At 51.0% G+C, this 12,517-nt stretch carries 9 protein-coding genes; 4 read left to right on the top strand and 5 right to left on the bottom strand.

The window, feature by feature from the left end:
* Window positions 1-21: 21 nt before the first annotated feature.
* Window positions 22-471, top strand: a complete 450-nt coding sequence (locus ACJJI6_RS19605) for a MarR family winged helix-turn-helix transcriptional regulator (RefSeq protein WP_282931135.1) — start codon at window positions 22-24, stop codon at window positions 469-471.
* Window positions 464-1,543 carry an HlyD family secretion protein gene (locus ACJJI6_RS19610; RefSeq protein ID WP_282931136.1) on the top strand — a complete coding sequence of 360 codons (1,080 nt, stop codon included), beginning with the start codon at window positions 464-466 and terminating at the stop codon, window positions 1,541-1,543. Before ACJJI6_RS19605 ends, ACJJI6_RS19610 begins: the two co-directional genes overlap by 8 nt.
* Window positions 1,544-1,607: 64 nt before the next feature.
* On the opposite strand, the gene ACJJI6_RS19615 is transcribed toward ACJJI6_RS19610, so the two are convergent.
* The 3 genes from ACJJI6_RS19615 to ACJJI6_RS19625 all read right to left on the bottom strand — a co-directional run bounded on the left by ACJJI6_RS19615 (window position 1,608) and on the right by ACJJI6_RS19625 (window position 5,222).
* A complete protein-coding gene (locus ACJJI6_RS19615) occupies window positions 1,608-2,027 on the bottom strand; it encodes a DUF2147 domain-containing protein (RefSeq protein ID WP_445361061.1) in 420 nt (139 codons plus the stop codon).
* Between the two features lie 183 nt (window positions 2,028-2,210).
* Window positions 2,211-3,734 carry a protein adenylyltransferase SelO gene (locus ACJJI6_RS19620; RefSeq protein ID WP_475711814.1) on the bottom strand — a complete coding sequence of 508 codons (1,524 nt, stop codon included), beginning with the start codon at window positions 3,732-3,734 and terminating at the stop codon, window positions 2,211-2,213.
* A gap of 15 nt (window positions 3,735-3,749) precedes the next feature.
* Window positions 3,750-5,222 carry a Ppx/GppA phosphatase family protein gene (locus ACJJI6_RS19625; protein ID WP_475711816.1) on the bottom strand — a complete coding sequence of 491 codons (1,473 nt, stop codon included), beginning with the start codon at window positions 5,220-5,222 and terminating at the stop codon, window positions 3,750-3,752.
* 385 nt (window positions 5,223-5,607) lie between these two features.
* Between ACJJI6_RS19625 and ppk1 (ACJJI6_RS19630) the strand changes: the two genes are divergently transcribed.
* Window positions 5,608-7,656 (top strand): polyphosphate kinase 1, encoded by a 2,049-nt coding sequence (gene ppk1, locus ACJJI6_RS19630; RefSeq protein WP_444911591.1) that lies wholly within the window; start codon window positions 5,608-5,610, stop codon window positions 7,654-7,656.
* Between the two features lie 359 nt (window positions 7,657-8,015).
* Window positions 8,016-10,067, top strand: coding sequence for a polyphosphate kinase 1 (gene ppk1 / locus ACJJI6_RS19635; protein ID WP_475711818.1), 2,052 nt, complete (start codon window positions 8,016-8,018; stop codon window positions 10,065-10,067).
* A 123-nt stretch (window positions 10,068-10,190) separates the two neighbouring features.
* Here ppk1 (ACJJI6_RS19635) and ACJJI6_RS19640 read toward each other — a convergent pair whose 3' ends face one another.
* Both ACJJI6_RS19640 and aceK read right to left on the bottom strand, forming a co-directional pair.
* Window positions 10,191-10,700, bottom strand: coding sequence for a hypothetical protein (locus ACJJI6_RS19640; protein ID WP_475711819.1), 510 nt, complete (start codon window positions 10,698-10,700; stop codon window positions 10,191-10,193).
* 56 nt (window positions 10,701-10,756) lie between these two features.
* Complete coding sequence (gene aceK / locus ACJJI6_RS19645) at window positions 10,757-12,511, bottom strand: bifunctional isocitrate dehydrogenase kinase/phosphatase (RefSeq protein WP_445361065.1); 1,755 nt, start codon at window positions 12,509-12,511, stop codon at window positions 10,757-10,759.
* Between the last annotated feature and the right edge of the window lie 6 nt (window positions 12,512-12,517).

Consider the following 12,517-nt stretch of genomic DNA (forward strand, 5'->3'; position numbering starts at 1 on the left):
CCTTAGACAGGGAGAGCAGATATGTCCAGGGAAGATGCCGTTACTGAAATGAGTTTTGAACTACACAGTGCAGCACGGCTGCTGCGGCGAAACTTTGACCGCAGAGCCAAGGACCACGGGCTGAGTGGATCCCGCTGGCAGGTGCTTTGGCATCTATTGCGTGAGGAGGGCCTCAAGCAGGCAGAGTTGGCCGAGCGCCTGGACCTAGCGCCGATCAGTCTGGCGCGCCAGCTGGATAACCTCCAGCAGGAGGGGCTGGTGGAGCGGAGGCCCGATCCCGAGGACCGGCGCTGTTTCCGTATTTATCTGACGGAGCAGGCAATGCCGGCCCTTGAGTTATTGGGCGGTGTAGCCCAGCAGACCCGCAGTGAGGCACTTGCGGGCTTTTCCGCCGCAGAGGTGGATCAATTGCAGTCGCTGCTATTGCGGTTGCGCAAGAATTTGACACGTGAAGAGATTGAATGTGACTGAAAAGCTGTCCATTAAGCTAGACCGCGCCGGACAACGAGAGTTCGCACTCTCCTTTTTCCTGGTACTGGCCGTCCTGATAGGGGGATGGAACCTGTTGCGCGGCAGCGATATTGTCGAGACAGAGAACGCTTACGTGAAAGCGGACAAGATTTCCCTGGCGCCCGAAGTTAGTGGTGTTGTCACCCAGGTGCTGGTGAGTGCCAACCAGGTAGTGGAGAAAGGGCAATTATTGATTCAGATCGACCGCACGGCCTTCGAACTGGCGGTGACTGAGGCGGAGGCGCGCCTGGCCCAGGTGCGCAACGAATTGCTCGCTCGCCGTTCAGAATATGCTGAAGCAGACGCAGCGTTGCAGCAGGCACGCAAAGATGCGGACTTTTACCGCCGCCAATTGGAGCGCAATGAAAAACTGAGCAAGGTGGCGTTTTCCGAGGCGGAGCTGGACAGCGCCCGTCAGCAGCTGGAGCGCGCCCGCGCCCAGATCACCATTAATGCTGAGAAGCTCTCCAGCTTGCGCGCTGAACTGGGAGGTGACCCCAGTATTGCCCTGGAAGAGCAGGCAGATTTAAAAGTGGCTCAGGCGCAACTGGATACCGCCCGCTACCAATTATCGCGCACGCGCATTATTGCTCCAGTGGATGGCACTATCGCCAATACCGTACCCAAGGTGGGGGAGATGGCCACCCTGGGCATTAATCTGCTGCAAATGATTGGTTCCACTGGCCTTTGGGTGGAGGCCAATCTGAAAGAGACCGAGCTGGGTCGCGTGCGCACGGGCCAGCAGGCGGAAGTGACCCTGGATGCCTACCCGGATTTTGAGTGGCAGGCTCAGGTGGACAGTATGAGTCCCGCCAGTGGCAGTGAGTTTGCTTCCACACCGCCGCAGAATGCCAGTGGCAAGTGGGAGAAAGTAGTGCAGCGGGTGCCAGTGCGCCTGCGTCTATACCCTCTCAAGGATTCTCCGCCTCTGCGCGCAGGTATGAGTGCCAAGGTACGAATTGATACCAGTGAAGACGATAAAGTGGTGTCGGCTCGTGCAACGAGCGGTGAAAGCGGCAGGGTGGTGCTTTAACTGGGTTTGAGAGAGAGGGTTCTGGGCCCGATAGAACTCGGGCCCGAGAGCTGCACCTAGTTGCTTATTGAACTCGGTGCCAAGTTTGGGTGCGGTAGAGGAAGCCCAGGTAGCCGCGCAGCTTAAGGGTGTTGTCATCCTCCAGCCAGACTTTAAGGTCGTAAATCTTGCCTTTTACCGGGTCGAGAATTTCCCCGTCCTCGTATTTTTTCCCTTTCTTTTCCAGCCCGCTGATGACATCCATGCCGACAATGGGCTTACCTTTCAGGTCGCCTGGGCACTTGTCGCAAACGGTGTCGTTAGGCTTCATCAGAAGATCCACTACCTTGCCGTAATACTTCCCATCCTTTTCATAGATGTTGACGATGGACTTTGTCTCTCCGGTCTCGTCATCGATAGTGCGCCAGTTGCCCAGGATATCTGCAGCACTGGCCTGCAGGGCGAACAGCAGGCCAAAGGTGGCCAGAAGCAGGTTTCTAATCATCACTTATTTTCCTATGTAAAGTAGGGTGACCCGGATATTACATCAAGTCACCTGTGAGGGCAGTGGGCTAGTCGTCATCAGGTAAAATCTAACAGTCAAAAAGTAGCATTTGGCCACATATCCCTGCCTTTTCTCTCTATTTGTTCCAATTTCGGGACCTTTGTGAGTTACCCAAAGGCACCTTTAAGAGGAACAGCTCAAGGGGATACGCTTGCCGGATTCTGGCGGTGCACTGGCCCAGACTTCCCGCTCCGGGTGCTCGGCGAAAGGGGATTGCAGTAACTGGCGCAGAGTCCGCAAAGGATGATAGTCGCCATCTTCAGCAGCCTCGATGACCTTCTGAGCCAAATAGTTGCGCAGAATGTATTTCGGGTTGACTGACAGCATGGCTAGATTGCGCTCCCGGGAGTTATTTGTCTCCCGGGTGAGGCGGCGATCATAGTGCTCCAGCCATTGATCCAGGGCGCTGTGGTGAGTGGGTTTGAGTAACTCGTGCAAAGCGCTGGCCGGACGCTCCCCCCGGTAGTGGGCCAGGGCGCGGAAAAACAGGCTGTAGTCGGCCTGGCCGTGTTGAAGCAACTTCAGCAGTTCCGAGCAGAGGGCCTGGTCGCCATCCTCTTCTTTTTCCAGGCCCAGTTTGGCCCGCATACGCTGCGCATAGGCCTCGCTTACCACGGGCTGGAATTGCTCCAGGCATTCGCGCAGGGCGTCTACACCGACAAAGGCCGACAGTGCATGGGCGAGAGCATTCAGGTTCCACAGTACGACTCCAGGCTGTTGCTCAAAGGCATAGCGGCCGGTGTGGTCGGAGTGATTGCAGATAAAAGTGGGGTCGTAGTCGTCCAGGAAGGCGTAGGGCCCGTAGTCAAAGGTGTCGCCAATAATCGACATGTTATCGGTGTTGAGCACGCCGTGGGCAAAGCCTACGGACTGCCAGGCTGCAACTAGCTCTGCACTGCGGCGGGTGGTAAAGCGCAGCAGTGCTTCAGCTTGGTCGCCCACTGCCATACCCTCTGTACCCGGTATAAAGCGTCGGCAAATAACCCCGATCAACTCCTGTAGGGCCTCCAGTTGCTTGGTGTAAAACAGGTATTCAAAGTGACCGAAACGCACGTGGCTCTCCGCTACTCGGATCAGCATGGCCCCGGTTTCGATTTTCTCACGGGTGACAGGTTCGTCGCTTCCGACAATGCACAGTGCCCGGGTGCTGGGAATACCGAGGCCGTAGAGTGCCTCACTGGCGAGGTACTCCCGTATGGTGGAGCGCAATACTGCGCGGCCATCACCAAAGCGGGAGTAGGGCGTTTTTCCTGCACCCTTTAAATGCAGTTCCCAGCGCCGGCCTTCACTCTCGATTTCACCCAACAGCAGTGCTCGCCCATCCCCCAGGTCCGGGTTGTAGACCCCGAACTGGTGACCGGTGTATTTCATCGCAAATGGGCGGCTTCCCTTAAACAGGCGGGCGCCGCAGCCCAGCTCGGCCCAGGCGGGGTCAGATTTCTCGTTGGGATCTATTCCCAATAGTTGCAGCACAGAAGGGTTGGTATCGATTACCTTGGGGTGGCGGAAAGGAGTGGGTGCTATGGGGGTGCCAAAGGCTTCCCCCATATCCGCATAGTGGTGTTCGAGAGTGACTTCGCTCAGTTTCATAGCTTTTGATTGTAGGGTGAATATTTGCGTAAAACGCCAGTGTTCAGAGTGGCTCACAAGGGCCCCTGGCTCTTATACCGCCGTTATCTGTAGGGGCCGATTCTGTGAGCGCCAGTGTTGCTCTTCCTGCTCCAACAATTCTGCAATTGCCGGGCTATCCTCCAGCCACTGTTGATCGGCTTCCAGGTGATAGGCGTCTCCCTGGTCATATAGCTTTAAGCCGTCTAGGCTGCGTTCGGTGCGGTCCCGGTGAATAATACATCCGAGGCGCAGGCATAACAGAAGGTCTGGGCTGGGGTGGAAGCCATAGTGCTCCCGTGGCGGTTTGATTCTTCCCCGTTGGTTGTGCACCAGATAGGCCAGGTGCTCCTGTTCACTTTTGGCAAATCCGGCCATATCGGCGTGTTTAACCATATAGGCCCCCAGCTTGCGGAAGCTACTGTGGGTTAGGGCCAGGCCGGTTTCGTGCAACTGGATAGCCCAGTGCAGTCGCACCTTGCCTTCTGGTGGGTACTGGGGGCGCAACTGCTGCAGGAGCTTGAGTGAGGTGGAACTGACACGTTTAGCCTGGTTGGTATCTACCTGCCAGCGCTCTACCATGGCGGCAATCGTATCTGCACGTCGATCCCCGCCGTGCAAGCGCCCGGCCAAGTCGTGCACTATGCCCTCGCGGATTGCATAGGGAGAGACTTCCATACGCATAATGTCAAGTTCGCAGAATATTGCATGCAGTATCGCCAGGCCGGCAGCGAATACCGGGCGACGCTCTTCATCCAGATAGGGCAAATCCAGGTCCGCGATATGTTTGGCGGAGGAAACCCGGTGCGCAAGCTGATCGATATCCCCGCGCTTGATCGCCTTTACTTCACCATCATTGCAAATCCTGGCAACCGCTTTGATAGTCCCGGAGCAACCGGTAACTTCCGCGCCTTCGGCAATATGCTGTAGCTCCTGCAATTCGGCCCGAGCCGCTCGCCGCGCGCGCTGGAAGTGGTTTACAGTGTTGCGGCTGATCAGGCCATCGGCAAAGAAACGTTTACTGTAGGAAACACAGCCTATATCCAGGCTTTCCAGTTGCTGTGGAGTATCACCACCGCGAACCAGCTCCGTAGAGCCACCGCCAATATCAATAATGCAGCGCAAGCGAGGGGGGCCATTGGCGGCGGCGAGAACCCCGGTGAAGATCAGGCGGGCCTCCTCGATGCCGCTGATAATTTCCACCGGCACCCCGAGTATTGATTCCACTTCTTCCAAAAAGCCATCGGCATTGGCCGCAGCCATACGCAGTGTATTTGTACCCACAACACGTACATGGTCGAGGGGCAGTTTATCCATCACAGGTTGAAAGCGCTGCAGAGCGGCCAGGGCCCGTTCGGTTACTGTCGGGTCCAAGTGGTGGTTAATATCCAGCCCCTCGGCCAGGCGCACCATGGCTCTGTCTGTGTGCAGGCGTACCATGCGCTGATCACGAAATTCTGCCAGGAGCAGATGAAAACTGTTTGAGCCCAAATCTAGGGCGGCATAGCGTTCGTTTGGAGTTTGCATCAATATCCCGTTGAAAGCGCTAATGTATGGAGCCGGACGCTCTATTATTCATTTTGCCACTTTTCAGTCCAATTGTGAGTGCAGTCAATTTACAGCGCACCAAAAAGGCGCCATTCATAGAAATATGACAAAATTATTAAATATCTTTTATAAATAAAAGATATTTTTTATTTATTTGTGCCTATTTATGGACTGAAACAGTGTGGCAGAAAACTGTGAAGCCATACTAGATCGTTATATTGCTATAGGCGCTTGCTCACAGCCACATTTCAGTGGCATATTTCTTTACTTAATCTTGACCCTCAGCCCCGTGTTAAGGCTGCTTCCAGAATAATCTGGATTTTTAAACTGCCGTCAGATACTGGGTGCGTTTTATGGTTTTGCAATGTCTAACGATGTGCCTCTATTTCCCAAAGAGTTGAGCTGGCTTTCATTTAACGAGCGTGTTTTACAGGAGGTGGAAGATGAAAGTGTACCTGTTATTGAGCGCGTACATTTTTTGGGAATCTTCTCTAATAACCTGGATGAGTTTTTCCGTGTGCACGTTGCAGCGGTACGTCGTTTAGCAGCCTTTTCCGTTGGCGGAGAAAAGAAGGAATATTACAGTAATCTATTGCAATCGATTAATAATCGAGTGTTGAGGTTACAGTTGCGCTATGCGAAGGCCTATAACAAAGCTTTAAAGGATCTGGCAAAGCATGATATCCATGTGGTTAGGGAGACTTCGCTTAGCGATAACCAGCGCCAGTTTGTAGAAAGTTACTTTCACCGGGAAGTGCTGCCGGAGTTGGAGCCATTCTTTATCGATGGGCGCAAGCCCATGCCATTGATTAATGAAACTAGTATCTATTTTGCGATAGCACTTGAGTTGGATGATGGTACCGAGCGCTATGTGGCAATGGAGATTCCTACGGATACACTTCCCCGCTTTGTGGAGATTCCTCCACGGGAGGGGAAGCGGGAGAAAGTCTACATCGTTCTCGATAATATTATCCGAGGATGCCTTAAAGAAATATTTCGCCATGTGGTGCCTATCGCTAAAGCCAGCGCCTATACCTTTAAGATCAGTCGCGATGCTGAGTTGGAGTTAAGTGAAGAGGTAACCCAGAATATTCTCGACCGAATGGAGCGCTCTCTAAAAAAGAGAAAGCGCGCAGATCCGGTGCGTATGGCATACGATGGTGATATGCCTGAGGCTTTACTGGAGTTGGTGAAGAAGAAACTGAAAATGGGGCGTTATGATACCTATACCCCCGGTGGGCGTTATCACAACTCCAAAGATCTGATGAAATTCCCGGGAGAATCCGCCCGACTTCGCTATAAGCGCCTCACACCACTGCCAGCCTTACCGAAAAATGAAAGTGTATTTTCACAGCTATGCGCAGGGGATCGGCTTTATTATTATCCCTATTATGACTTCCATGCGATTGTCAATTTCCTGGCCTCTGCCGCACTAGACCCTCAAGTTAAAGAAATTCGGATTAATCTCTACCGGGTAGCAAAGAACTCCCGTGTAGTTGCGGCTCTGGTTAATGCGGTTCGCAATAACAAAAAAGTGACTGCGGTGGTGGAGTTGCGGGCGCGCTTTGATGAAAAGGCCAATATCCATTGGTCCCATGAGTTGAGCGATGCCGGGGTGAATGTAGTGTATGGCATGCCCAACCTCAAAGTACATTGCAAGTTAATTTCTGTGCTTCGCCGCGAGGATGGCAAAGACCGTTTCTACAGCCATCTAGGCACCGGTAACTTTAATGAGAATACAGCGAAGGTCTATTGTGATTTTAGCTTATTGACCAATAACCAGGAGCTGGGTAGGGACGTGTACAATGTATTTGAGTTTATGCAGGCACCGCGTAAGCGCCCTTCTTTTAAACGTATTATCACTTCACCTTTTTTCTATCGGGATGCGATTACTGCAGCGATAGATCGTGAAATTGATGCCGCCCAGGCGGGGAAGGAAGCGGCGCTATTTTTCAAGTGTAATAACCTTGTGGATAGTCAGATTATTGAGCAGCTGTATCGTGCCAGTGCCGCAGGTGTAAAAATTCGTATTATCGTTCGTGGGATGTGTGCATTGGTTTGTGAAACTCCGGGCGTATCAGACAACATTCGTATTATCAGTTTGGTAGATAAGTACCTGGAGCATGCCCGGGTCTATATTTTTCACAATGGTGGTGATGAGCTGATGTGGTTGTCTTCGGCGGACCTGATGAAACGAAACCTGGATCAGCGAGTTGAAGTCACTTTCCCGCTTATGAATCCGGAGCACCAGGCTACAGTTCGCAAAATTATGGAATTGCAGTGGAGTGATAATCAGAAGGCGCGGCTGATTGATGCCAAGCAAACAAATTCCAAGTTGGCTAATGAGGGACGAAAAGGTTGTCGATCCCAGGATGCCATCTATCGCTTTTTAAAGCAGCGTGAGGCGGAGTAGTATAGATCGCCAATAATGGGCTGCAGACCTTCCTTAGATTAAATGGTGACCCTTCAGTTTGTCTGTGGGGTCACAAATACCATTTGCACTGCTAACATCATTATTCTACCCAGTTTAGGCTTCACTCTTGATAGAGTGCATCTTTTCTCTATTTATTGATCCCGCTACCAAGATAGAAACTCTACTGTTGGTTTTATAGCCGATATCACAAGGAGTTAATCCAAAAATACGCTGTCACCTTGTTCTATTATTTTATAGTTAGCCAGATTTTAAGCTCTGTACCAGTAGGGCGGATTTGGGGAGGCTGGTATTTGGATTTTGGTGATCAATAGTAGAAGCGTTGGTGAAGTGCTCTATCTATGCTAAATGATATTCCTCTATTTCCCAGCGAATTAAGCTGGCTATCTTTTAATGAGCGAGTACTACAGGAAGCTGAGGATGAAACAGTCCCGGCTATCGAACGGGTACACTTTCTTGGAATTTTCTCCCAGAATATGGATGAGTTTTTCCGCATTAAGGTGGCTGGTGTACGGAGGTTGGCGAGTATTGATTCTGGTGTGGGGCAGAGGGAGCACTTTTCCCAGCTATTGAAAACTATTAATGATCGTATTTTGACACTTGAAAAGCGCTATGCCGAAGCTTATGTCAAAGTGTTATCGGGATTGAAAAAACATAGTATTTATCTTGTTCAAGAAGATAGCTTAAATAGCCATCAGTTGGGATTTGTAAAAAATTATTTCCATAGCCTGGTTTTACCGGAGTTAGAGCCTTTTTTTATCGATGGCAGATCAGCAATGCCATTGCTGAGTGACAATAATATCTATTTCGCTATCACTTTGAATTTAAAAGGGGAGCCAAGCAGATATGCAGTTATGGAGATTCCCACTGCTATTCTTCCCCGGTTCCTGGAAATCCCATCGCGCCAAGGCAGGAAAGAAAAAGTTTACATCGTTCTGGATAATATTATTCGAGTGTGCCTGGAAGAAGTCTTCCGCAATGTTCTGCCTATTCTTTCAGCCAAGGCCTATATGTTCAAGATAAGTCGGGATGCAGATATTGAGCTGGGGGAGTATGTCAACCGGGATATTCTCGAACGTGTTGAACGGTCGCTCAAACAGCGTAAGCGTGCAGAGCCGGTACGTCTTGCTTACGACATGGAAATGCCTAATACACTGTTGGAGCTGATTAAGAAAAAGTTGAAGATGGGGTCCAGGGATAGTTATACCCCTGGTGGGCGTTATCACAACTCCAAAGATCTTATGGGCTTTGCCCCGGACTCCAAAAGTTGTCGATATAGAAGGCCGGCGCCACTTTTGGCTTTATCTACCAGTGAAAATATTTTTGATCAACTGCAAGCCGATGATGGGTTGTTTTGTTATCCGTACCATGATTTTTGGGCAATAACAAATTTCCTTGCCTCGGCCTCTATTGACCCGCAGGTAAAAGAGATACGTATCACTTTGTATCGAATGGCGAAAAACTCAAGAGTGATCGCGGCGTTAATTAATGCGGCTAGAAATAATAAAAAAGTAATTGCGGTTGTTGAATTGCGGGCGAGTTTTGATGAAAAAGCCAATATTTATTGGTCCCGTAAATTAATAGAAGCAGGAGTGTTGGTTGTTTACGGCGTTCCTGAAATGGAGGTTCATGCGAAGTTAATTTCTGTAGTTCGCCGTGAGCAGGGAAAGAATTGTTTTTATACCCAGTTGGGAACAGGAAATTTTAACGAGAGTACTGCTCGTGTCTACTGTGATTTCAGTGTGTTGACTAATGATCAGGGCGTGGGTCGCGACATCTATAACTTGTTTGAATTTATGCGATTCCCCAATACAAAACAGGTTTTCAAGCATATTATTGTCTCTCCTTTCTCATTGAGAAGTTCCTTTGAGCAGGCCATAGACCGGGAAATAGAGGCGGCCCTCGCTGGGCGTAAGGCTGGCATATTCTTTAAGTGCAACAGCCTGATAGACAGCAAACTGATTGCCCACCTTTATCGGGCGAGCGCTGCGGGAGTAGAGATTCGATTGCTCGTTCGCGGTGAGTGCTCTTTGGTATGTGACACCCCTGGATTATCCGACAATATTAAGGTGATCAGTTTGGTGGATAAGTTTCTGGAGCACGCAAGGATTTATGTGTTTCATAATGGTGGCGATGAACTGATGTGGATGTCCTCTGCAAACCTGAAAAACCGCTGTCTGGATCAGCGGATCGAAGTCACTTATCCGGTAACCAATTCTCGACACCTCCGAACCATTAAGAAGATCATGGAATTACAGTGGCATGATAATCAGAAGGCCCGCTTAATTGATGCCGGTCAAACCAACACCAGGTTGGCAAATGAAGGGAGTAGGGGCTGTCGGGCTCAGGACGCTATCTACCGCTACTTGAAGAAGCATTCCCAGAGGTACTAAAAAGGCAGAAGGGAATTGTACGGTGCCCAAGAGTGTATGGGCATAGATGCTTTACAGGCCTAACCGGGTAACTTCACCGCATGTCTCAAATACTGTCTATCACGCTAGAGGCAACTCTTTTCTTTAGTTGGGGCTAAATCCCACCAGTTGTCCATCACTAAATGAAAAACGATAGCCCTGCCCCACCTTCAGCCGCTGGCCGCAGGGGGATTGAATCGTAATACGGGGATATTGTGGTGTTGAGATCCAGGTCGCAAAGTCGCCTCTGGGTCCACGCCCCAGCAGCTGGTAATAATCTCCATAGTTACAGAAGGCTGCTGGCGTACACCTTTCCGCGCCCCAGACATAGGCAATCACGTCGAACTGTTGGGGGAGGCCGTATGACTCTACGAATGGTTGTCGCGGATTTTCGGTAAAAGTAAACACTTCATCAAAGGACAGGGTTGGAAACCCCCGGGCGGGGGTTGCGCAGCTAACTACGTGGGGTTTTCCTGTGATTCGTGCGTAAGGTGGTGGGCGCTTTGCCGGCGGAAGCTTACCGGGGATGGACATCTCGCTGGGGAAATAGCCGCAACCGCTGGTCGTCAGCAGGGAATAAGTTGCGGCAACTAGAGCCCAGCGAAAAATATGCACGGATTATCCGCTCCCTTGGAAAAGTCCTCCTACCAATATAGTCATAGATTGGTCGTCTACTTTTGTTGTGCACGGTTATGGGAGCGGCGCGGGAAACGCCACTTGCGTCGATAGGGGAAAGCACTCTCCACATGTCCGGCGCGAATACGATCTTGTAAGAGTTTCCAGAAGCGATAGTTGTATAAATCGCCGTGCTGTTTTTCGAATGCAGCGCGTGCGGTGGGATTGCCAGAGAAGAACAGGCGGAATTCTTCCGGGAAGACGTCGGCTTCTGCGACGGTATACCAGGGCTTGTCGGCCAGCTCCTGCTCAGAGGTGTGAGCTTCGGGAATCTTGCGGAAGTTACATTCCGTCAATGGGCAGAGCTCATCGTAATCGTAGAAGACTACCCGCCCGTGACGGGTAACCCCAAAGTTTTTCAGCAACATATCACCAGGGAAGATATTTGCGGCTGCCAGTTGTTTGATCGCATTGCCATACTCTTCCATGGCCTCCTTGGTTTGCTCTTCATTGGCGTGTTGTAGGTAGAGGTTAAGTGGTTCCATACGCCGCTCTACATACAGGTGTTTGATGATGACCCGCTTCTCATCAATGATCAGTTTCGATGGCGCCACTTCTTGCAGTTCTTTGATCAGTTCTTCACTGAAGCGATTGCGGTAGAAAATAAAGTAAGAGTACTCCTGGGTGTCAGCCATACGGCCGACCCGGTCAGAGCGGGATACGAACTTGTACTTTTCCTTTACGATCTTCTCGGTGACAGTTTTCGGCTGGTCGAACTCATCTTTAATGACTTTAAATACCACCGGGTAGGAGGGCAATGTGAATACACTCATCACCATCCCTTTAATGCCCGGTGCAATAACAAACTTGTCGTTACTGACCTTCATATGGGCGAGGATATGGCGGTAGAACTCGGTCTTACCGTGTTTGTGGAAGCCGATAGAGTTGTAAAGCTCAGACTTCTCCTTGAGCGGCATAATGGTGGACAGGAAGCGCACAAAGCGGGAGGGGATTGGCGCATCCACCATAAAGTAGGAACGGGTAAAGCTGAAAATGATACTGGCGGAGTCGTTGTTGTAGATCAGGGTGTCCACAAAAATACCGCCGCGCCCGTTGTTTAGGCAGGGCAGGATCATGGGGATAACTTCGCCGTTCAGGATTATGCGCCCCACCAGATAGGCCGCTTTGTTACGGTAGAAAACCGACTCCAGCATGTCCACTCGCAAGTGTTTCTCGTTGTCCACATTGGCCAGAGGTGCACTGCGCAGGGATTCGCAGATATGGGCAATGTCGCGCTCCATATTCTCCCAGGGCGTGGAGAAGCTGAAATCCTTGAGAATATCTTCGATCATACACTCGAGGCCGTGGCGGCCGCTGTAACTGATATAGATGCTGTAATCCCGTAGCGGTTTGTCTTCCGGTGCTCGGGACGGCTTGACGAAGATATTGCTGTCGTGAATGTTGGTGTGGTGAAACTGGCTGCAAAACACCGAGTTAAAAAAGGTCTCGGCGATCTCATAATTGCTGTGATTGGCAATCAGCTGTGCATAAGTGGCGCGGGCATCACGCCACAGTTCCAGCTGGCTGGTGTCCTTGCTGGTTACCGAATGGACCAGGTCCACCACTTGGGTGACCTTGGTTTTGTACAGATCGATCCGGGCTTTATTGGCCTCATGTGCCGCTTGCCAGGAGGCGGTTTCAAAACGGGCCTTGGCGCCCAAAGTGATGTTCTGATAGTCTGCGAAATAGGCGTCAAAACCATTGAGGATGGTTTTAGCGATGCGTCGGGCGGTCGGTGAGTGATTCGTCATGCACTA

This window comes from Microbulbifer maximicatervae (SeqCode), from assembly GCF_056232625.1.